Origin of the sequence: Actinosynnema sp. NPDC023658, from assembly GCF_040639995.1 — a bacterium.
Classification (GTDB): domain Bacteria; phylum Actinomycetota; class Actinomycetes; order Mycobacteriales; family Pseudonocardiaceae; genus Actinosynnema.
In genome coordinates, this window is record NZ_JBFAAX010000778.1 from 1 (window position 1) to 2,668 (window position 2,668).

Here is a 2,668-nt window from a genome sequence, read left to right on the forward strand (position 1 = left end):
GGAGGCGGCGGCGTGCCGACCGCGGGCCGATGCTGCCGGTGCGTCGTCGGCGATCCCGGCGCTCCACGCGTGTCAGAGTGGCCGGTGTCGTGGTGGCAGGCTGACGACCGTACCGGTGGTCCGCGATCGTTCAGCCGCCCACACGACCTCGTGCGAGCGCAGGGTTTCGACCGCTCCGGAGAGGACGGCGCTGTGGTCGCCGGTCGTGACCGCGGTGAGGAAGGCGCGGACGAGTTCGGTGTCGGCACCCCCATGGCCATCGGCGGCGGACGCGTCACCCTGGGGCGCGCAGTGGATGGCTTCCGAGGTGTCGGTGAGGAAGTCGTGCACGGTGACCGTCCGGCCGTCGCCTTCGATGCTGCCGCGGGTGCCGAAGATGCGGGTTTTGCGGAAGTCCAGGACGCTGAACGCGGTCATGGTGAATGAGGCCGTGATGCCGCCTTCGTACTCAAGGTTCACCACTTGGTGGTCGACGACGTCGTTGTGCCCCGAGTAGACGCACTCTCCGTACGGCCCCTCGGACAGCGCCTGCCGCAGGCCCTCGGGTGTGACGTCGTCGGTGAGCACGCCCAGTGGCCAGCGTTCGTGGACGGGGTCGCCGAGGAAGCGTTCGTAGATGCGGACCGCGGAGTACGGGCACGCCCGCTCGACCGGGCAGGACACGCAGCGGGTACCGGCGCCGGCAGGCTTGTTCTCGGGTCGGAAGTGATAGAGGCCGCCGAAGGAGGACACGCGGGTCACCGGGCGGCCGACGACGTGGCCGAGCCAGTCGATGTCGTGGCTGGACTTGGCGAGCAGCATGGAGGACGAGGTCGCCTCGACCGCCCATTGGCCGCGCACGTAGGAGTGGGCGTGGTGCCACCAGCCGACGGGTTCGAGGTGCTCGACGCTGACAATGTCACCGATGCGGCCGGAGTCGACGATGTCCTTGATGCGCCGCGTGTACGCCGTGTACCGCAGCACGTGGCACACGGTCAGCAGGACGTTGTTGTCGGTGCAGGCGCGGACGATGCGTTCGGCGTCGGCGGGAGTGGTCGCCATGGGCTTTTCCAGCAGCAGGGCGTAGCCGCGTTCGGCCAGTGCGCAGGCAGGGTCGGCGTGGAGCCGGTCGGGGGTGGCGATGATCGCGGCGTCGGCGAGGCGCGGCCGCTGCGCGAGCGCGGCCCAATCGGCGAAGACCTGTTCGTCGGGGATGTCGAACTGGTAGGCGAGGGCTCGTCTGCGTCGGGGATCGGGGTCGGCCACGGCGACGATGGCCGCGCCCTCGGCGGCGGCGAGCCGTGCGTAGGCAGCACCGCGCGCCCCTGCGCCGATGACGGCGAGAGTGGTTGTCAAGGGAGGGTCGCTCCTATTTCACCGCACCCTGGAGGATGCCTTTGACGAAGTGGCGTTGGAAGAACAGGTAGACCACGACGATTGGGGTGATGACGATGATGGTTCCGGCGGACAGCAGCGGGACGTTGCGGCCGAACTGCTGGACGAACTCGCCGAGACCTGCGGGGGCGGTGCGCTTGGCGGGGTCCTGGATGAGGATGAGGGCGAGCAGGAACTGGTTCCAGGCCCACATGAAGTACAGCAGGCCCAGTGTGGTCAGCGCCGGGCGTGCGGTGGGCAGCAGGATCGACACCAGTGTGCGCCAGTGCGACGCGCCGTCGATCGAAGCTGCCTCGACCAGTTCCTTGGGCAGGGACTCGAAGTGGGCGCGCATCCAGAACACGCCGAAGGGCATGAAGGCGCCCACGAGCGGCAGGATGAGCGACCAGTGGCTGTCCAGGAGGCCCACCGCGCGCAGGTCGTAGTACAGCGGGATGACGATCGCCTCGTAGGGCAGTGCGAGTCCCAGCATCAGCAACGCGAACAGCGGCCCGTTGAGCCGGGACGTGGACCGCGCCAAACCGTAGCCCGCCAACGTTGCCAGTACGAGGGAGATCGGCACCACGCCGAAGGCCACGACGGCGCTGGAGCGCAGCAGCGCTCCGAACCCGGCGGTGGTCCAGGCGTCGGCGAAGTTGCCCCACTGCGGGTCCGACGGCCACTCCAGCCCCGGCGAGAGGTTGGACTGGGGCTGCAAAGCGGCGGTCAGGATGGCCAGGAAAGGGAACAGCACGGTCGCCGCGGCCACGAGCAGCGCGAGCCTGGTCAGGTGCTTCATGCGGCACGCTCCCGGGTCAGCCTGTTCAGGCCGTACATGACGGCGCAGGTCAGCAGGCTGAGCACGGTCGCCAGCGCGCAAGCGGTGCCGACGCGCCCGGCGGTGAACACCAACTCGTAGATCTGCACGCCCGGCACGGTGGTGGCGTGCCCCGGTCCGCCGCCGGTCATCACGTAGACGACGTCGAATCCCGCCAGGGCGGCGATCGTGGTCACGGTCGCGGCCACCGAAATCTCCCGGCGCAGGCCCGGGACGGTGACGTGCCAGAACTCCCGCACCCGGCCGCAACCGTCCATGCGCGCGGCTTCGTAGAGCGACTGGTCGATGCGGGCGATGCCCGACAGCAGCAGCAGGAAGCACAGGCCGGTGGAGACCCACGTGCCGATGAACCCGACCGCCGGGAACGCCCAGTCGAAGTCACCCAGCCACGGCCGCGCCACCTCGCCCAGCCCGACGGCGGACAGCACGTCGCCAGCGGCTGGAACGCCACCTGTTCGCAGACCGGGAACGACGTGA

At 69.6% G+C, this 2,668-nt stretch carries 3 protein-coding genes; all 3 read right to left on the reverse strand.

Annotation, left to right across the window (positions count from 1 at the left end; translation table 11 throughout):
• Positions 1-72 precede the first annotated feature (72 nt).
• Entirely contained in the window at positions 73-1,335 is a 1,263-nt protein-coding gene (locus AB0G02_RS34615; RefSeq protein WP_360802954.1) for a Gfo/Idh/MocA family oxidoreductase, read from the reverse strand.
• Between the two features lie 13 nt (positions 1,336-1,348).
• Positions 1,349-2,152: a carbohydrate ABC transporter permease gene (locus tag AB0G02_RS34620; RefSeq protein ID WP_360802957.1), complete on the reverse strand. Its 804-nt coding sequence runs from the start codon at positions 2,150-2,152 to the stop codon at positions 1,349-1,351.
• A partial coding sequence (locus tag AB0G02_RS34625) for a sugar ABC transporter permease (RefSeq protein WP_360802960.1) occupies positions 2,149-2,668 on the reverse strand: 520 nt, incomplete at its 5' end. The genes AB0G02_RS34620 and AB0G02_RS34625, both read right to left, overlap by 4 nt.

Coding starts and splice junctions, on each gene's coding strand:
- AB0G02_RS34620 (WP_360802957.1), bottom strand. CDS start 2,152: ATGAAGCACCTGACCAGGCTCGCGCTGCTCGTGGCCGCGGCGACCGTG.